Genomic DNA, 18,060 nt, shown 5'->3' with positions numbered 1-18,060 from the left:
GGACATCAGATGTCCCGAAAGTGGCTTTCGCGACACCCAGATCACCAACTGTGGCCCGACACCGGGCCGATCACCTTCGCAAGTAGCCGGCTAATCGCGCGCGTCCCGGACGAAGGCGGCCTCCCGCGCGGCAAGGGCCACCGCCCGAGCCGTCACCCGGGCGTCCGCCACCGTGACACCCTCGCGCGACAGGAACAGCCGGTAGAACATCGGCCCGCACACCGCCCGCACCAGCTCGTCGCCATCCGTGCCGGCGGGAACCTCGCCCCGCGCGACGGCCCGCTCCGTGATCGGCGCCATCCGCACATGCCGGTCCTGATAGAACTCGTGGAGTGCCTCGGCCGCCGGTGGCGACTGGAAGGCCGCCAGTACCGACGCCGTCGGCAGTTCCTTCAGTGCCGGCTCGGTGAAGTACCGCACCACCTCGGCCGCCACCTCGTACAGGTCGTTCTCGAGAGAGCCGGTGTCGGGCGCCTTCCAGTCGTCCTCCGCGCCCATTTGCAGCGCGGCGGCGACGAGGCCGTCCGCTGACGACCACCGCCGGTACACCGTCGTCTTGTGCACGCCGGACCGCTCGGCGACCGCGTCCACGGTCAGTTCGCTGAAGCCGCGTTCGGCCAGCAGGTCGAGGGTGGCGTGCAGGACGGCCAGCCGCGTGCGTTCGGTCCGCCCGCCCGGGCGCCGGGTACCGGAGGTTGCCAATTGCTACTCCTGTTGCGTTAGTGTGCTCAGTATGTCAGACCCAGCGAAGATCGCCGAACTCATCGGGGACGCCAAGATCGTCGCCATCGGCGAGAACAACCATCACCTCCACGAGTTCGGGGACCTGCGCAATCGTTTGCTCCGCCACCTCGTGGAGCACCACGGCTTCCGCGTGGTCGGATTCGAGTCCGGTTTCGCCGAGGGAAAGCTCGTCGACGACTGGCTGAAGGGCGCTCCCGGCGACGTCGCCGACGTCGGCCGCGACGGCTTCACCTTCTCGCTCGGCGAGTCGCCCGAGGCGCACGAAATGCTGACCTGGCTTCGCGAACGCGGCGACGTCCGGTACTTCGGCCTCGACGTGCCGAGTTCCGCGGGGTCGCCCGTGCCGTCACTGGAAGCCGTCCGCGCCTACCTGTCCACTGTGGACGAGTCGGCGAAACGGCTGGTGGACGAGGCGATCGAGGCGACCGGGGGTTACGCGTCGGTCAGCAGCGCGGAATCACCGGCCAAGTACGCCGCCCTCGACACGGCCGCGAGGGACCGGGCGACCGCGGCGCTCACCAGGCTCAAGACGCACCTCACCTCGTTGCGTTCCGTCTACGGGAACACGGCCGTCGCGGAACACCACGCCCAAGGAGCGCTGCGTCTCGACACCTACCTCGCCGAGGTGGCCGCGATGATGTCCGGCGAGGCTCCGGCCCTGCAGAGCGGTTCGCGCGACCTGTATCTGGCCGAAACCGTGCGGCTGATCAGGCGCCTGCACGGCGACGACACAAAGATCGTCGTGATGCTCCACAACGGACACTCGCAGCGCGTGCCGTTCTCGCCGTTCCCCGGACTCACCTCGCCCTCGGCCGGGACACATCTGGCGGCCGAGTTCGGCGACGACTACTTCGCGCTGGCGCTCACCGCGGTCGAGGGCGAGACCACCGGCCTCAAACCGGATCCCGCCGCGCGGCTCGGCTTCACCGTGTATCGCCAAGAACTCGACGCGCCCGCGGACGGCAGCGTCGAAGCCGAGGGCCCTGGGCTGGTGGATCTCCGCGCGCGACGCGGAACCGAAGGGCCACAGAGCATCCGTCACGCGCACCTGTTCAACGCCGTCGACGTCGTCGAAGCCTTCGACGCACTGGTCTGTTTCCCGGAATCGACGGTCAGCGGGCACCTCCGACCAATCCCAGCCGATCGAGTGGTTGAACTTGCCCCTCGTGACTGACAGGCGTAGGCCCGAGGCATGATCATTCGACTGGTACGGATCATGGCGGCGCTGCCCCTCTTGGTACTCCTGGCGCAGCCCGCCTCCGCGACGGAAGTCCAGCAGAACCCGCCGAACTGGGGACTGGACCGGATCGACCAGCGAACGGGCCTCGACCAGCTCTATCACTACGAGACCGACGCCAAGGACGTCACGGTCTACGTGATCGACAGCGGCGTCGACGCGGCGCATCCGGACTTCGGCGGCCGGGTGAAACCCGGCAAGGACTTCCTCAACGGCGGCACGGACACCTCCGACGCCAATGGCCATGGCACCTACCTGGCCGGGGTCGCCGCGTCGAGGACGTACGGCGTCGCGAAGGCCGCGCAGATCGTCCCGGTCCGGGTGATCGACGCGCAGGGCGGCGGGTCGACGGACAAGATCATCGCGGGTATCGACTGGGTGACGCAGAACGCACAGCAGCCCGCGGTCGCCGTGCTCGGCATCGGCGGCGCGCCCAACGACCAGCTCGACACCGCCGTCCGCGCGCTCGCGGCGGTCGTCCCGGTCGCCCTTCCGGCGGGCGGCGAGGCCACCGACGCGGGGCAGTTCTCACCCGGCCGGGTGAGAGAAGCGCTCACCGTCGGCTCGGCGGACGCCGGCGACCGGGTGGGGTCCACCTCGAACCACGGCGAGGTCCTCGACCTGTTCGCCCCGGGCGTGGACGTGCCGGGACCCAACGCCGGGGGCAGCGGCGGCCGGGTGCTCAGCGGGACGTCGTCGGCCGCCGCCCAGGTCGCCGGGGTGGCCGCGCTGTACCGCGCCCTGCATCCCGCGGTCTCGGCGGCGGACGTCGCGAAGGCGCTCGTGGACACCGCTTCGGCCGATGTGCTGACCGGCGTCCACGCGGGCACCGCGAACCGGTTGCTCCGGAGCCCGGGCGCGCAACTCAGGCAGGGATGACGTCCATCACCTGGGCAACAACTCCCGCCCCGCGGGACCGAACAGGTAACGTGCCTCACCTACCGATCCGAAGATGGGAAGGACCGGCATGTTCCGCAAGGTACTGGTCGCCAACCGGGGTGAGATCGCCATCCGCGCGTTCCGCGCCGGATTCGAGCTCGGCGCGGGCACGGTGGCTGTGTTCCCGCACGAAGACCGCAATTCGCTCCACCGGCTGAAGGCCGACGAGGCCTACGAGATCGGCGAACCCGGTCACCCGGTGCGGGCCTATCTGTCGGTCGAGGAGATCGTCGCGGCCGCCAAGAAGGCGGGCGCGGACGCCGTTTACCCCGGCTACGGCTTCCTCTCCGAGAACCCGGACCTCGCGCGCGCGTGCGAGGAAGAAGGCATCACCTTCGTCGGGCCGAGCGCGGACATCCTCGAGCTGACCGGGAACAAGGCCCGAGCGGTCAAGGCCGCACGCGAGGCCGGGGTGCCGGTGCTGGGCTCCTCCGAACCGTCCTCCGACATCGACGCGCTGATCGCCGCGGCCGAAGAGATCGGCTTCCCGGTCTTCGTGAAGGCCGTCGCCGGTGGTGGCGGACGCGGGATGCGCCGCGTCCAGGACCCCGCGCAGCTGCGCGAGTCCATCGAGGCCGCCGCGCGCGAGGCCGAGTCGGCGTTCGGCGACCCGACGGTGTTCATCGAGAAGGCCGTCGTCGAGCCGCGCCACATCGAGGTCCAGATCCTCGCCGACGGCGAGGGCAACGTGATCCACCTCTACGAACGCGACTGCTCGGTCCAGCGGCGGCACCAGAAGGTCATCGAGCTGGCCCCGGCGCCGAACCTGCCGTCCGAACTGCGGGACCGGATCTGCGCCGACGCGGTGAAGTTCGCCCGCCAGATCGGCTATCGCAACGCCGGTACCGTCGAGTTCCTGCTCGACAAGGACGGCAACCACGTCTTCATCGAGATGAACCCGCGGATCCAGGTCGAGCACACGGTGACCGAGGAGGTCACCGACGTCGACCTCGTCCAGTCGCAGCTGCGCATCGCCTCCGGCGAGACGCTGGAGGACCTCGGGCTGTCGCAGGACAAGGTGTACCTGCGCGGCGCCGCCCTGCAGTGCCGCATCACCACCGAGGATCCCGCCAACGGTTTCCGCCCGGACACCGGGATGATCAGCGCGTACCGCTCGCCCGGCGGTTCCGGTATCCGCCTCGACGGCGGGACGGCGTTCGCCGGCACCGAGATCAGCGCGCACTTCGACTCGCTGCTGGTGAAGCTCAGCTGCCGCGGCCGCGACTTCAAGACCGCCGTCGGCCGCGCCCGCCGGGCCGTCGCCGAGTTCCGGATCCGCGGTGTGGCCACGAACATCCCGTTCCTGCAAGCCGTCCTCGACGATCCGGACTTCCGCGAAGGCCGCGTCACGACGTCGTTCATCGAGGAGCGCCCGCATCTGCTCACCGCGCGCCATTCGGCCGACCGCGGGACCAGGCTGCTGACCTACCTCGCCGACAGAACGGTCAACAAGCCGCACGGCGAGCGTCCGCGCACCCTCGACCCGCAGGTCAAACTGCCGAAGCTGCCCAAGGACCTCGAACCGGCGCCCGGTTCGAAGCAGAAGCTCACCGAACTCGGCCCGGAGGGCTTCGCCCGCTGGCTGCGGGAGTCGCCGACCATCGGCGTCACCGACACGACCTTCCGTGACGCGCACCAGTCGCTGCTCGCCACCCGCGTGCGGACGAAGGATCTGCTCGCCGTCGCGCCGGTCGTCGCGCGGACCACGCCGCAGCTGCTCTCGCTGGAATGCTGGGGCGGCGCGACCTACGACGTCGCGTTGAGGTTCCTGGCCGAAGACCCGTGGGAGCGGCTGGCGAAGCTGCGGGAAGCGGTGCCGAACATCTGCTTGCAGATGCTGCTGCGCGGCCGCAACACCGTGGGCTACACGCCGTACCCCACCGAGGTGACCCACGCCTTCGTCGAGGAGGCGACGGCGACCGGGATCGACATCTTCCGGGTCTTCGACGCGCTCAACGACGTCGAGCAGATGCGCCCGGCGATCGAGGCCGTCCGCGAGACCGGTTCCGCGGTCGCCGAGGTCGCGCTCTGCTACACCTCGGACCTCTCGGACCCGGCCGAGAAGCTGTACACCTTGGACTACTACCTCAAGCTGGCGGAGCAGATCGTCGGCGCGGGGGCGCACGTGCTGGCCATCAAGGACATGGCGGGCCTGCTGCGGGCACCGGCGGCGGCGCGGCTGGTTTCCGCGCTGCGCAAGGAATTCGACCTCCCGGTGCATATCCACACGCATGACACGGCGGGGGGCCAGCTGGCCACCTACCTGGCCGCGATCCAGGCCGGTGCGGACGCCGTCGACGGTGCCGTCGCGTCCATGGCGGGCACGACCTCGCAGCCGTCGCTGTCGGCGCTGGTCGCCGCCACCGACCACTCGGACCGGCCGACCGGGCTGGACCTGCAGGCCATCGGTGACCTGGAGCCGTACTGGGAGAGCGTGCGCAAGATCTACGCGCCGTTCGAGGCGGGGCTCTCGTCGCCGACCGGCCGGGTGTACCACCATGAGATCCCGGGCGGGCAGCTTTCGAACCTGCGCACGCAGGCGATCTCGCTCGGTCTCGGCGAGCGGTTCGAGGACATCGAGGCGATGTACGCGGCCGCGGACAAGATCCTCGGGCATCTGGTGAAGGTCACCCCTTCGTCCAAAGTGGTCGGTGACCTGGCGCTGCACCTCGTCGGCGCGGGCGTCTCGCCGTCGGATTTCGAGGCTGAGCCGAACAAGTTCGACATCCCCGACTCGGTGATCGGCTTCCTGCGCGGCGAGCTGGGCGACCCGCCCGGCGGCTGGCCGGAGCCGTTCCGCACCAAGGCTCTCGAAGGCCGGGCGAAGCCGAAGCCGGTGCAGGAACTGTCCGAAGAGGACCGCAAGGGACTGGCCGGGAACCGGCGCCAGACGCTGAACCGGCTGCTGTTCCCCGGGCCCACGAAGGACTTCGAAGCGCACCGCGAGCAGTACGGCGACACGTCGGTGCTGCCGTCGAAGGACTTCTTCTACGGGCTGCGCCCGGGCGAGGAGTACTCGGTCGACCTGGAACAGGGTGTCCGGCTGCTGATCGAGCTGGAGGCCATCGGCGAGGCCGACGAGCGCGGCCTGCGCACGGTGATGTCCACCCTCAACGGCCAGCTGCGCCCGATCCAGGTCCGCGACACCTCGATCGCGTCGGACATCCCGGCGACGGAGAAGGCCGACAAGTCGGACCCGAAGCAGATCGCCGCGCCGTTCGCGGGCGTGGTCACGCTCCAGGTGTCCGAGGGCGACGTGGTCGAGGCGGGTGCGACGGTCGCGACCATCGAGGCGATGAAGATGGAGGCGTCGATCACCGCGTCGGCCGGCGGCAAGGTGTCGCGGCGCGCGATCAACGCCGTCCAGCAGGTGGAAGGCGGAGACCTGCTGCTGGTCCTGGAGTAGCACTGCGGAAGTACATGAAGGCCCCCTTCCTTGCGCCTAGGTACAGGAAGGGGGCCTTCATGTACTTGCGGCGGCCGCTAGCCTGGACCGGGTGCTGATCAACGCCGTACCCCAGTTCCAAGGCGCCTTGACCGAGCGCGCGCCGCGGCTGCCCGAAGGTTGTGTCGCGCTCGCCGAGCTGGCGGGGCACGTCCTGGGCGTGCCGGTGCACCACATTCGCCAGACCCGTGAGACCTCGCCCGCGGTCGACGGTGTCGCCAACCGTGCCGTCCTCACCGGCGGCAACCGGGCGGCGCAGCTCGCCGCGCTGGAGGCGCCGGGCGGGCCGGTGCTCACCATCGGCGGGGACTGCGGGGTCGAGCTGATCCCGATCGGCGTCGCGCGCTACCGCTTCGGGCCTGGCCTCGGGGTCGCCTGGTTCGACGCGCACGCGGATCTGAACACCGCGGAGACGTCGCCGTCGGGGGCGTTCCACGGCATGGTGCTGCGGTCGCTGCTCGGCGAGGGCGATCCGGAGTTCGCCGCGAACCCGCCGATCGAACCCGGACGCGTCGTCCTCGCCGGGACAAGGGCCTTCGACGACGCCGAGCGGGCCGTGGTCGACCGCGGGCTCGTCCTCGAGGCCGATCCCGCTTCCGGCCTGGCCGGGGCGGACAAGATCTACGTCCATCTCGACCTCGACGTACTCGATCCGGCGGAGTTCGACGGCCTGAACTACCCGGAGCCCGGTGGCTTGACGATCGAGCGTCTGGTGGCGATGCTTCGCGGGCTGAGCGGCTTCGAGGTCGTCGGCGCGGGCCTCACCGAATGCGCGGGCATCGAGGTACGCGCGCTGGAGCCCGTGCTCGAAGCACTCGGGGAATTGCTCACCGGGAAGCAGTGACACTCCGTCACGGACAGCTTCGCTTCGGCCGTTCGTACGTATCGCGCGAGGCGTTTGCCGGGCACTTGTCATCAAAATTCAGGGACGACCGGTGATTTTGTCACGATGGTGACAAGAAATCGGTTTCTTCTGCGGAAGGTGACACATTCACGAGCTAGTGCGCGATGTGTTCGTTGTCACCTCACGACGATTGTGCGGTGCGCGGACGCTGGGCGGAGCAAAGGAGCTGCGATGTCGTTGGAGCGCGGAATCGAACACACTCCGTCTCCGGCCGCGCTGCCGCGCAAACTCGCCGACATCCTGAGACCGGAATTGGGCAGTCTCGCCAACGAGATCGTCGACGAGATCCGGGCGACCATCCCCGCGTACGCGCGCCCGCTCGACGGGCCCTACGGCAAGTCGATCCGCGCGGGCGTCGAATACGCGATCACGCTGTTCGTCGCCCAGATCGCGGATCCCACCGTCTCGAAGGAACAGTCCCACGAGGTCCACCATCGGCTCGGGCAGAACGAGATGCGCGAAGGCCGCAGCCTCGACACCTTGCAGTCCGCCTATCGCGTCGGCGCGCGCGTCTCGTGGCGGCGCATCATGCGCGTCGGCCGTCGCAGCGGCCTGTCGTCCGCGGTGATGTCGCAACTCGCCGACGCCATGCTCGCGTTCATGGACGAACTCGCGTCCGTCGCACTGGACGGGTACCTCGAAGCGAAGGCGCGCACGGCGGGCGCGTTGGACACCTGGCGCCGGAAACTACTGCACCTGGTGCTGGAAACCCCGCCCGCGCCGGCGAAGGCGATCGCGGAACTCGCGCAACTGACCGGTTGGACGGTGCCCGAACGCGCGACCCCCGTCGTGCTGCATCCGGTCAACGACACCGTCAGGCCCCGGCGGCACAACACGGTCGATTCCGACGTCCTCGCCGAACTCGACTGCGCCGAGCCGCGTCTGCTCATCCCCGGTGAGATCTCCGGCGCCCGCCTGACCACCTTGCAGGCCGCGCTGCCGGACTACCGGCTGTCGATCGGCCCGTGCCGTCCGCTGGACTCCGTCGCCGATTCGCTGCGCTGGGCACGCGACGCCCTGCACCTCTCCGAACGAGGGATCATCCAGGCGCGCCGGGTGATCCGCGCCGAAGAACACCTCGCGACCCTGCTCGTGAACGCCGACTCCGCGCTGACCTGCCAGTTGCGCGACCGCCTGTTCGCCCCGCTCGCCGAGATGACCGGGAAACAACAGGAACGGCTGCTCGAAACCCTCCGCGCCTGGCTCGACAGCCAGGGCAACGTCGTCGACATCGCCGAGCGACTCCAAGTCCACCCGCAGACCGTGCGGTACCGCATGCGGCAGCTGCAGGCGACCTTCGGCAAGCACCTGCGTGACCCGGGGGCACGGTTCGAAATGGAACTCGCGCTGCGGGCGGGGGTCGCTCCTTCGGCGGCTCCAGCGGGTTACGCGTTGCCGGAGGTGCTTCCGGTGCCGCGCAAGAGTCCACAATGGACTCCGAGCGGGTCTTGATCCTTCCGGCGCCGCCAGACCCCGAATGCCGTGAACGGCCCGTCACTTGCGGATTGCGCGAGTAACGGGCCGTTCATGGCACGCGGTGGACGGTGTCACCTCAGCCGGCGACGGGATGAGGAGCACTCGCCTGCCACACGGTGTCGGTGGCGTACCCGGTCGCCGTGTCGTGCGGATGCTGCCCGCTGGTGTTCGCCGCCCACACCTGGTTCTGGAACTGCCGCAGGAACCTCCCTCGCAGGCTGAACGACTCCAGTGTCGCGGTGGTCCCGGTCGTGCCCGCCTTCGTGCACCAGGTCGCGTCCGAGCGGAACTGGTCGGTCCCGTCGGAGGGCGCGATGACCACTCGCTGCCCGGACTGGCGCAGATAGTGCTCCGGGAACCGGACCGCTTCGAACGAATGGCAGTTCACGTCGGCCTTGCCGGGCACGACCCGCCATGTCGCGTCGGCGCCGTCGCCGCCGGGTACCCCCGCGGCCACTACGGCGTCACCGGATCCGCGCAGATAACGGTCACCGGAAAACCGCAGGGACTGCGTCAGCACGGAGTCCTCGTACTGCCCAAGGCGAAGGAACAGTTCGACGTCGTCATCGGTCCCCGCGAGCGCCGCGGTCGCCGCCGTCACCAGCGCCGGATGTACCCGGCTCTGGTCCGCCCTCGTCCTGAGTTCGAAGGCGAGACGCCGGTCGGCGTCTCCCTTCTTCTTGAGCCAAGCCAGCCAGTCCTTGAGGTTCGCCTGATGGATCCCGGTGCCGATGTAGGCGGTCAGGTCGGCCGGATTCGGGCTGCGCAGCGCCCGTTCCGCCGCGGCACGGACCTCGCTGTTCGGTTTGGCCTTGTCCCACAGGTCCATGACGAAGTTGATGTCCGGTTCGATCAGATGGCCTTCGGTGGCGTCGAGCCGCACCACCGCCGCTGCCCGGATCCGGGCGTCCCGCGCGGTGCGCCTGGCCTTCTCCTCGGCGTCGGCGTGTTCGTCGGCTTCGACGATCGCTTTCTGGTCCGCCTCGCGAGCGGTGAAGATCCCGGTGAGGATGAAGGCCTTCAGGTCGGCGGGCGAACCGTTGTACGCCGCCAGCGCCGCCTCCTTGAGCAGCGGTCCCGACGCCCGCTCCCACATGACGAAGACGAAGTCCTTGTCACTCTGGATGAGCAGGTCGGGGGTGGCGACGATCTTGTTGACCAGCGCGGCGCGCTCCTTGCTCTCCCGCGCCGCCCTCGCCGCGGCATCGCTTTGCAGTTTGTGCGCCTGGTCCCTGGCGTTCGCCTCGCGGACGCCGGTTTTGATCCACTGTGTCCATTCCGCTTCCGAGCCCGCGTAGGCGAGTTCGGCCGATGCCCGGACTTCGGTCCCGGACGCGCGTTGCCACAGCGCGAAGACGAAGTTTCGGTCGGTCAGGATGAGCAGTTCCGGGGAAGCGACGACGCCGATCTCCTGCGCGGCGCGGATCTTGTCGTCCTGAGTGGCGGGACGGACCGGATCGGCCGTGATCGCGGCCGTCACGGCCGCCGGGGCTGGCTCGGCCATCGCCGGGGTGATCCCGGTGAGCAGTGTCAGCACGGCGGCCCCGATCAGGCCGGGCACCACGGTGCGTCTTCTTCTTTCGTCCATGGTGGATTCCCCTGTCAATTCGTCGCGAGATGGACGGTGGCGACCTGCGTGGCCGCGTCGTAGTCGATGTGGCCGTGTTCGAACGTGCTCCGCCGTCCGCCGGGAATGGCCGTCTCGTCACCGGTCGGGTAACCGAGAGCCGACTTCTCCGAACCGATCGACTGCCACTTCGCCCGGATCGCGCCGCGGACGACGTGGGTGCCCGCCCGGTCGATCGAGTAGATCGAAGCCCCGCCCGCGAAATGGGCGAACCGCCCGAGCTTGTCCGCGGTGCAGGCGTCGTCGGTGGCCGGGACGCCCAGCGCGGCGTGGCCGCCGAGCCGGAGATAGGCCGCGAGGATCTCCGGTGCGGGACAAGCGGTCCCGCGTCCGACGGTGAGGGTGCGCACGCCGGACGCCCGGGTCCAGTAGGACCGGAACGCCCAGTACGACGGCGCTCCCCGGCGCTGGAAATCGCGGTACCGCACCCCGGCGTCGACCTGTTCTTCCCGGACGGGCGAGACCATGAGTTCGGTGTAGGGGTCGTAGTCCGGCAGGTACTTGTTGAGCCAGTTCACCGTGATCTCGGTGGAGTCGGGTTCCGGATCGGTGACCCACCAGTAGAATTCGTTCCCCACCCCGGCCTTGCCGTCCGCCTGCCTGGTCAGGAAGTCCGCGCCACCGTGGAGGGTCACCCCGGCGCCGGGGAGGATGTTGTCGACGCACCAGGTGGCGTTCCAGTCGTACTCGACGGTCCCGCTCGCCGGCCGCACGCCGACCTGGGTCTTGGTCCCGTCGTAGTAGCGCGCCAGGTAGTGGTTGGGCTTGGTCACCGATTCGAGCGACCGGCATTCCGGGTCGGCCAGCCCGGGGACGATCCGCCAGGTGGCGTCGATCCCGTCACCCGCCGTGGGTTCCGCGGCACCGGGGCTGATCACCACGCCGGAGGTGGTGTCCCGCAGGTACTGGCCCGCGATGTTCCCGTTGAGCGCGGACCGGCTGAACGACTGCGTCGACGCGTCGAACCGGCCCTGGTCGAGGAAGGCGAGGACGTCTTCGACCCCGCCCGCCAGCGCCTTCGCCGCGGCATGGGCGAGTCTCGGCTGGATACCCGCCCGGACGGCCTCCGTCCGGATCTGCTCGACGAGCGCGCGGTCGGCTTGGGCCTTCTGTGCGAGGACGGCGTCGATGTCGCGCCGGTTCGCGTCGTAGACACCGACGTCGATGAACTGCTTCCAGTCCGCCCGGTCCCGGCTGCGCAAGGCCTTGACGGCCGCGGTCTCCACCTGGCTGCCTGGACGCGCGTTGTCGGCGATCACCCGGAGGACGTCGTCGTCCGGCAGGGTCACGATGGCGGGCGCCGGCGGCACCTTCACCACGGAGACCGCCCGGCCTCGCGCGGCTTCGGCGGCCAGCCGGATCCGTTTCGCCTCATCCGCCTGCGCGTCGGCGTCGATGGTGTCCTGCTGATCCCGCGCGTGCGCGACCCGGATCCCGTTGGCGATGAACTCCTTCTGAGCCGGTGCGGGCGCGCCGAAGGCCACCAGTGCGGCGGCCTTCACCTTCGGGCCGGTGGCCCGCTGGGTGATCACGTGGATGAAGTCGCGATCGCTCAACACGAAGAGGTCCTCATCAGACGCGATGCCGAGGACGAGGGCGGCGGCTTCCTTGGCCTCCCTGGCGATCCGTGCCGCGTCGGTGTCCCGCAACCGCTGCTCCTGGTCCCTGGTGTTCGCCGCGAGCACGCCGTTCTTGATCCACTCGGTACAGGCCAGAACGGTCCCGGCGAAGGCGAGTTCCGCCGACGCGCGCACTTCGGTGCCGGTGGAGGCGCGCCAGAGCGCGATCACGAACTCGCGTTCGCCGAGGGCCATCATCGCGTCGGTCGGCACGATCCCGAGTGTCCGGGCCGCACGCAGCTTCTCCGATTCGGAGGAGACCGGCGGCGTGACCGCCTGTCCCGCCGCCGCCGTCACCGGTGCGGCCTCGGCGATCCCGGCCGGGACCGTCAGGACGGCGGCCACGCTGAGGACCGCGACGACGAAGGCCGTCCGTGCGCCGGCGGATCTCCGGGTCCGGGCTCTCACAGCGTTTTCCATTGCTCGTAGCGCTCCTTTTCCGCGGAAGGGGGCAAGAGGTGGTCGATCCGCCTGAGCTGCCTGAGCAGGCTCAGCCGTCCGACGACCGCGCGGGCTTCAGGTCCTGGCGACGGACCCGCCAGGAGTTCGCGTGCCGTTTCGACCGGCGGCGAGTCGTGCAGGAACTCGTGGAGGAGTCGTATCGGGTCGAGGAGAGCGATGTCCGTCCTGGGGCCGATGGCGAGGATCAGTGTCGTGGACAGATGGAACCTGTTCGCTGTCGCGGACCGCCTGCTGTAACCGCCGTAGGGCATCAGCCAGGAAAAGAACGTCTCGGCGATCCCCGCGCAGTGCCGCAACCGATCGTCGGTGAGTTCCCGGCAGTGCTTGATGAACCCGCCCCGGAAGTCCTCGTCGATCAACGCCCAGGGGGCCTCCAGCAGGTCGATCGGATTCGCCTTCGCCAGCCGCGTGGGATCGACGGCCGCCAGCCTGTCGGTCAGCTCCTCGAAGTTCATCCACCTGACCTCCGAGAACGTGGGCATAACCGTCTGGTTTTCGTTCATGAGATGAAGTACCCCAACGCTTCGAAGGCGTTCTTGCCGATCTGGTAGTAGCCGCGGTAACGCGAACCGCTCCTCGGTGGACGGTAGTGCCCGCTGTGGAGGTTGAAGTCGGTGGCTATCAGGATCGTCCCGTTGTAGTCGACGGTGATCTCGCCAACCGAACGGACGGGATTGCCGCCGCTGAGCACAGTGTGCTTGATTTCTTCGCCCTGGACGTATTTCGGGATCACGACGAGTCTGCCGTCGGTCAGGACTGCCCACTTCAGCTCACGGTGTTTCCTGACCAGCGCCAGGAACTCGGGCGTACCGACCGCGACCGGCGCCACGTTGAGCATCCTGGCGATCAGGAGTTCGTCCGCCAGCCGTTCGGGAAGGGTGTTCGACAAGGGGAAGCAGAGCATGCTCTCCGCGGCAGTCGAACTGTCCGAAGCGGAGACGAAACCGGCGACGGTGCCGGCCCGTTGCGCGACTCTGCTGGTCGCCCGGCAGACCCGGCGGATCTTGTCGAGCACGCTCAGCACCTTGGCGCCGATCTTGCGGATCAGTTCGGCCTTGGCGAGGTACTTGCCGATGTTCACGACCACCGCGCCGATGGCCTTGACGATCGCCTTGCCCTTGATGAAGGGCAGTACCAGGCCGACGACGTTCACGACGGTCCAGAGGCAGGCTTCGATGTTGCCCGAACCGAAGCAGCGCTTGAGGTCGGGGATCCCGATGAATTCGAGCAGGACTTCGCCGCCGACCTCGAACAGGAAGCTGGTGACGTCGTCACCGTTCATGCAGCCCTGTTGCGCGGCGCGGTACTCATTGAGGGACGCCGCGCTTTCGTCGTCGCCCATCAGATCGTCGATGTCTTCGACCGTCAGCCCTGGCAGGCAGCCCGCGAGCACCATTGCTTCGGTCTGCCTGCGCTCCGCCTCACGCCGGCGTTCGGCCGTTTCGGCCTCTTCCGCGGCGCGTTGTGCCTCCGTCGCCGCGTCGCGGGCCCTGGCCGCCGCGGCCGAGGTGTTTTGAGCGTGGATCCTGGCGCGTTCCGCGGCGTCCGCCGCGGCCTCGGCGTCGATGCGCGCCTTTGCCGCCGCGTCCCTGGCCGCGGCGGCGTCCGCTTCGGCCTTGGTGGCGGCACTCCGGGCCGCCACGGCGTGTCCTTCCGCCGTGTCGGCGGCCAACCCGGCGATCGCCGCGTCCTGCGCGGCTTCGTTCGCCGCGTTCCTGGCCTCGACGGCGTTGGCGTGCGCGCGGGAGTCGGCGGAATTCGCCATGTCGGCGTTCGTCCGCGCGCTGCTCGCCGAACTGTGCGCCGCCTGGGCCGCGCGTTGCGCCCTCGCCGCCGAGACCGCCGTCTCGTGGGCCGACTTCGCGGCGTTGGCCGATGCCTGGAACGCCGCCTTCGCGTCGGCGTCCGCCTGATCGGCCGCCTGCTGTGCCTGAGCGGCCGCGGTCTGTGCTTCGGCCGCCCTTGCTTCCGCGGCCAGCGACTGTTCCTCCCCGACAGCCTGGGCCTGCCGGGCCACCTCGGTCACGAAGTCGGCGTCCAGATCGGTGCCGGTGAACGGGGCGACCACGACGATCGCGGTGTTCGCCGGATCGGTGATCGCCGCGGCCGAAGCCCGGGCGGCCGCCGAGGCCCGGCTCGCCAGACCTGCCTGTGTCGCCGCCGAATCGGCTTCGCCTTGGGCCTCGTCGGCGTTCTTCCGTGCGTTCACCGCGCTGACGGCCGCGACCCTGGCCCGTTCCACCGCTTCCGCCGCCTGCGCGCCCGCTGTCCGTGCGTTCTCCGCCGCCTGTACCTCGGCCGAGGTCGCGGTCGCGGCCGCGGCGTTCGCCCGCATCGCCGAGTCGTGCACGCCCGCGGCAGTCGCCTCGGTCTGCGAAGCCGCGAGATCGGCGTTGGCGGCGTGTGCGGCCGCTTCGTCCGCCGCAGCGCGCGACGCGGCCGCCGCGTAGGTCGCCTTGGTCGCGGCCTCCCTGGCACGTGCGGCGGCGGCCGTTGCCAAGTTCGCCGCGCCTTGGGCCGCGTCAGCCGCGCTGGCCGCGTCGTCGGCGGCCCGCCTTGCTTCCTGGGCCGCGGCCCAGGCCGGTGCTTCCTGAGCCGTGCCGCGCGCGGCCGCGGCGGAGGCTTCCAGCGCCTGTGCCCTCGCCTCGGCCGTGTTGGCGTCGCGCTTGGCCGCCCAGGCCCGGTCGATCGCCTTCTGCTCTTCTCCTTCGGCGGTCCTCCTGCGATCGAGGGCGATTCCTTCTTGGATCTCGGCTCGGTGCCGCGCGTCGGCGGCGGCTCGCTGGAAGGCTTCCGCATGCCCTCGCTGTTCCCGTGCCTCGGCGGCCGCCTCGTCCGCTTCCCGGCGGTAGCCCGCGGCTTTGTCCCGTTCCAGCTCGGCCGTCTGTCTGGACGTCTTGGCCTTGTCCCGTTCGCGTTTGGCGGTTTCGAGGGTGGTCTGGGTCTGCCATTCGCCCGCCCACGCGGCCTCGACCGCCCGGATGGATTCGTCGAGGGCCGCCTTCGCCCGGGCGGCGGCATCTTCGGCCGCCTTCACCTGGTCCTTCGCCGCGGACGAGAGCGACGCGGCGGCGCGAGCGTTCTCCTCGGCGAGCAGACGCCAGCGCCGGGCCTCTTCGGCGCGGGCCGCGGCCTTGGCTTGATCGCCGATCGCGGCGTCGGTCGCCATGGTCGCGTCGATCGTGTGCCGCACGGTCTCGATCGCCGACACCGCGGCTTGGGCCGCGGAAGCCATGCCCTTGGCCATTTTCGCCCAGTCGGCGCCATCGGGGAGGCCGGTCTCGACCAGGATGTTCGCTTCCGCGGTCGCCGCGGCGGAAGCGGACTGCGCTTCACTAGTGGCCTGCCGCGCGAAGTCGAACTGCCGGGTCGCCTCCTGCTTCACCAGGCTGAACGATCCGGGGGAGTGGTTACCGCTCGCGTTGTTGGCCGCGAGGATCTGCGCGGCCTGACGGCCCGCCGTCGCCGCCGACGTCATCGCGTTGGCCGCCCGCTGCAGGGAACGGACGCCCCTGCCGTGCGCGACGACGAGATTCCGTCTCGCCTGTGACGCCCGGGCCGCGCGCTTCGCCAGATCACTGGCCTGCTCGGCGGCCTTGGCCCGCTCCTCGAGGTCCTTCAGGTGCTGCTCGTTCGCGGCCGCGTCCCGTTTCGCCGCCTCGAGATAACCGCCGTCGAGGAAGGCCGCGATCGCCGCGTCTCCGGCGTCGAGCGCGGCCTGGGCGGCACGCCGCACCTCGGGTCCGGCCGATCGGACCAGAACCGTCACCCTGGTGCGGAGTTCGTCGGCCCGGGCTCGCGTGGCCTGCCTGGCCCGCTCATCCCGGTCGGCGGCGATCGTCTTGCCGTAGTCGAGGAAGGCCGCACGGTCCGAGTCCGAACCGGCGAGGACTCGTTCCACCTCGGCGTTGAAGACCGGCCCGCCGGTGCCCCGCAGGTCGAGGACCGCCTCGCGGTTCACCCTCGCGGTCTCGTTCCGCCGCGCCTGTGCGCGTGCCTGCGCGTCCGGTTCACCGACGTCGAAGAACTCGAAGAGCGCGTCGTCCGTGCCGAGCGCCAGTGCGGCCTCCGCGGCCTCGCGAACCTCGGGCTCTTCGGAGTACTGCGCGATGTCGGAGACGAGCTTCCAGTAACGGGGATCGACGGGCTCGCCGAGCCCGCTTTCGCCGTCCCAGCCCGGATAGTCCTTCGCCGGGATGGGACGGCCGGTGGGCGGCGGATCCCCGGCCGCCGCGGCGAGGGCTGGGGTCGACGTCCCCGCCACGGTGACGGTGAGGACGAGCAGGAACAGGAGCGTCCGGTACGCGAACGTCCGCAGCATGCGGAACCTCCGGAAAAGTCGGAGTGCGGGAGAGGAACGGATCGGTGCGGTGGTTCAGGCGCGAGGGGACGTCATCCGCGTCTCGCCTTCGAGTGCCTGCTGGAGCAAGTCCGCCCAGAAGCGGGTCTGGCCGTCGGCCCAGTCCTGCTCCGCGGACCATTCGGTGGCGGTGTCACCCGCCGTCGCGGCGATGGCCTTCCAGTTGGGGCCGGTCGCGTTCGCCGCCGCCTCGGCCACCGCGCGCCAGTTCGCGGCCTGTGCCCGAGCGACCTCCTCGGCGTCCGTCCACGCGGTCTTGGCAGGCGCTGCCTGCCCCGACGCCCTGCGCCACGCGTTCGCGGCCGTCGCCCTCGCCTGTTCCGCGATCTCGTCCGCCGCTTCCAGCGCCGCCTGTTCGGCTTCACGAGCGTCGGAGATCAGACGGCGGATGGCCGTCTGGCGGCGGGCTTCCTGTTCGGCGTCGCGGAGACGATGGGCTTCCAGATCCAGCCTGGCGGCGGTGGCCCAGCCGTAGGCGAAGAACTCGACAAGGTCGGCGTCGGTCGAGCCGGGCCTCAGCGCCCATGCCGCGGCAGCACGGACATGCGGGCCGGGGTCCGCGGCACCGAGTTCCCTGATGTAGCGGCGATCCTCTTCGACGATGGCTCGCTCCTGGGCGCCGTCGTCTTCGCGCACGCGCCGGTCACGCGCTTCGGCCGCGGCGAACCCTTCCGCGACGAACTCGGCGCGATCAGTGTCCGAGCCCAGTAGTGCGCGCTGCGCGGCGGCGTGGACTTCGGGGGCGAATTCGGCGGTGTAGGTCGACAGAATACGACGACAGAAGTCTGAATTGACCGAATTCGTCTCCGCGGCGCGGCGTTCCGCGGCGGGCAGGCCATTCTCCAGGAATTCTTCGATCATCCCATCGTCGTCCGCCGCCCAGGCCACCCAGGCGTCCGCGCGCACCGCCGCCCGCGGATCCCTGCCCGCGATCCGGCGGACGAGTTTCCGCGCCGCTCCGGAAGAATTCGAAGTGTCCACTGTAGACTCCGCAAACGCCGGTGTGGCACGCGAAAGCCCGACCAGTGGTGTACCGGCGAGGAGGACACCGAGCAGAATTGTCCTGCGCTGAATCATTCGACCGCCCCCCAGTCGACGGACGATCATGCCGTGAAGGCCCGCTGAGGAGCAACGTAACACCGCGCGATGTGGTGATCAATCGTCCGTTCGGCCGTGGTCGTCTTCAGAACGGGAAAGTTGTCATGATCGGATGAAGTCTGCCGGGAATAGCCGATAACCTTATGAGG

The 18,060-nt window shown here is 69.8% G+C and carries 11 protein-coding genes; 5 read left to right on the top strand and 6 right to left on the bottom strand.

What is annotated here, in order from left to right; translation table 11 throughout:
* Nucleotides 1–90: 90 nt before the first annotated feature.
* Nucleotides 91–702: a TetR/AcrR family transcriptional regulator gene (locus BS329_RS03555; RefSeq protein ID WP_076155606.1), complete on the bottom strand. Its 612-nt coding sequence runs from the start codon at nucleotides 700–702 to the stop codon at nucleotides 91–93.
* Nucleotides 703–733: 31 nt separating this feature from the next.
* On the opposite strand from BS329_RS03555, the gene BS329_RS03550 reads away from it, so the two are divergent.
* The 5 genes from BS329_RS03550 (at nucleotide 734) to BS329_RS03530 (ending at nucleotide 8,721) form a co-directional block, all read left to right on the top strand.
* Entirely contained in the window at nucleotides 734–1,918 is a 1,185-nt protein-coding gene (locus BS329_RS03550; protein ID WP_076155605.1) for an erythromycin esterase family protein, read from the top strand.
* Nucleotides 1,919–1,936: 18 nt separating this feature from the next.
* Nucleotides 1,937–2,860, top strand: a complete 924-nt coding sequence (locus BS329_RS03545) for a S8 family peptidase (RefSeq protein ID WP_244197008.1) — start codon at nucleotides 1,937–1,939, stop codon at nucleotides 2,858–2,860.
* A gap of 88 nt (nucleotides 2,861–2,948) precedes the next feature.
* Complete coding sequence (locus BS329_RS03540) at nucleotides 2,949–6,326, top strand: pyruvate carboxylase (RefSeq protein WP_076155603.1); 3,378 nt, start codon at nucleotides 2,949–2,951, stop codon at nucleotides 6,324–6,326.
* Nucleotides 6,327–6,417: 91 nt separating this feature from the next.
* Complete coding sequence (locus BS329_RS03535) at nucleotides 6,418–7,209, top strand: arginase family protein (protein ID WP_076155601.1); 792 nt, start codon at nucleotides 6,418–6,420, stop codon at nucleotides 7,207–7,209.
* 231 nt (nucleotides 7,210–7,440) lie between these two features.
* On the top strand, nucleotides 7,441–8,721 hold the full coding sequence (locus BS329_RS03530) for a PucR family transcriptional regulator (protein WP_076155600.1): 1,281 nt from the start codon (nucleotides 7,441–7,443) through the stop codon (nucleotides 8,719–8,721).
* A 100-nt stretch (nucleotides 8,722–8,821) separates the two neighbouring features.
* Here BS329_RS03530 and BS329_RS03525 read toward each other — a convergent pair whose 3' ends face one another.
* The 5 genes from BS329_RS03525 to BS329_RS03505 are packed head-to-tail and all read right to left on the bottom strand — an operon-like array spanning nucleotide 8,822 to nucleotide 17,794.
* Nucleotides 8,822–10,333 (bottom strand): AbfB domain-containing protein, encoded by a 1,512-nt coding sequence (locus BS329_RS03525; protein WP_084749344.1) that lies wholly within the window; start codon nucleotides 10,331–10,333, stop codon nucleotides 8,822–8,824.
* 14 nt (nucleotides 10,334–10,347) lie between these two features.
* Nucleotides 10,348–12,411 (bottom strand): AbfB domain-containing protein, encoded by a 2,064-nt coding sequence (locus tag BS329_RS03520; RefSeq protein WP_143252823.1) that lies wholly within the window; start codon nucleotides 12,409–12,411, stop codon nucleotides 10,348–10,350.
* Complete coding sequence (locus BS329_RS03515; RefSeq protein ID WP_143252822.1) at nucleotides 12,396–12,908, bottom strand: hypothetical protein; 513 nt, start codon at nucleotides 12,906–12,908, stop codon at nucleotides 12,396–12,398. The genes BS329_RS03520 and BS329_RS03515 overlap by 16 nt, the downstream gene beginning before the upstream one ends.
* Nucleotides 12,909–12,952: 44 nt before the next feature.
* Nucleotides 12,953–16,774, bottom strand: a complete 3,822-nt coding sequence (locus BS329_RS03510; RefSeq protein ID WP_076155593.1) for an ALF repeat-containing protein — start codon at nucleotides 16,772–16,774, stop codon at nucleotides 12,953–12,955.
* Between the two features lie 54 nt (nucleotides 16,775–16,828).
* Nucleotides 16,829–17,794 (bottom strand): hypothetical protein, encoded by a 966-nt coding sequence (locus BS329_RS03505; RefSeq protein ID WP_076155592.1) that lies wholly within the window; start codon nucleotides 17,792–17,794, stop codon nucleotides 16,829–16,831.
* Nucleotides 17,795–18,060: the final 266 nt, after the last annotated feature.

This window comes from Amycolatopsis coloradensis, assembly GCF_001953865.1.
GTDB classification, from domain to species: domain Bacteria; phylum Actinomycetota; class Actinomycetes; order Mycobacteriales; family Pseudonocardiaceae; genus Amycolatopsis; species Amycolatopsis coloradensis.
Note: the sequence above shows the minus strand (reverse complement) of the source record. Positions and strands in the feature narration are given on the sequence as shown.

Excerpts from the sequence above, each read along its gene's own strand:
- BS329_RS03550 (WP_076155605.1), top strand. The coding sequence starts at position 734 with ATGTCAGACCCAGCGAAGATCGCCGAACTCATCGGGGACGCCAAGATC.
- BS329_RS03545 (WP_244197008.1), top strand. The coding sequence starts at position 1,937 with ATGATCATTCGACTGGTACGGATCATGGCGGCGCTGCCCCTCTTGGTA.
- BS329_RS03540 (WP_076155603.1), top strand. The coding sequence starts at position 2,949 with ATGTTCCGCAAGGTACTGGTCGCCAACCGGGGTGAGATCGCCATCCGC.
- BS329_RS03530 (WP_076155600.1), top strand. The coding sequence starts at position 7,441 with ATGTCGTTGGAGCGCGGAATCGAACACACTCCGTCTCCGGCCGCGCTG.
- BS329_RS03525 (WP_084749344.1), bottom strand. The coding sequence starts at position 10,333 with ATGGACGAAAGAAGAAGACGCACCGTGGTGCCCGGCCTGATCGGGGCC.
- BS329_RS03520 (WP_143252823.1), bottom strand. The coding sequence starts at position 12,411 with ATGGAAAACGCTGTGAGAGCCCGGACCCGGAGATCCGCCGGCGCACGG.
- BS329_RS03515 (WP_143252822.1), bottom strand. The coding sequence starts at position 12,908 with ATGAACTTCGAGGAGCTGACCGACAGGCTGGCGGCCGTCGATCCCACG.
- BS329_RS03510 (WP_076155593.1), bottom strand. The coding sequence starts at position 16,774 with ATGCTGCGGACGTTCGCGTACCGGACGCTCCTGTTCCTGCTCGTCCTC.